1 protein-coding gene is annotated in these 385 nt (G+C 57.9%); it reads left to right on the top strand.

Annotation, left to right across the window (positions count from 1 at the left end; translation table 11 throughout):
- On the top strand, positions 1-385 hold a 385-nt coding region (locus ACNFG0_RS22880), incomplete at both ends, for an immunoglobulin-like domain-containing protein (protein ID WP_416766537.1).

Here is a 385-nt window from a genome sequence, read left to right as displayed (position 1 = left end):
GTCGGTAGAAGGCGGCGACAAGTTCGAGAAACTCACCCTCGACGATCAATCCGTTTCGACCAAGATCACCGACGAACCAGGTTCGGGCACTCCTGGCACTGGCAATGAGGGCGACAAGTTCGAAGTCACTATCGTCAGCAAAGGCGATGTGACCGAAGACCAGCAACCGACCTTCACCATCCGGATCAGCGAGAAGCTCGATCACGATGTGACCGTTACGCTGAGCAACAATCAGCAGGTCGTCATCCAGGCCGGTAAGACTGAAGTCGATTACTCGCTGCCGGCTCAAGGCGATGACGTCTTCACCGACCCAGGCAAAGCCGAACTGGGCGTCACCGACGCGACCGTCCAGGGCAAGCAGTTCGAAAATCTGCAGCTGGGCGGC

This window comes from Pseudomonas sp. NY15372 (assembly GCF_048068215.1).
Lineage (GTDB): Bacteria > Pseudomonadota > Gammaproteobacteria > Pseudomonadales > Pseudomonadaceae > Aquipseudomonas > Aquipseudomonas guariconensis_A.
Note: the sequence above shows the minus strand (reverse complement) of the source record. Positions and strands in the feature narration are given on the sequence as shown.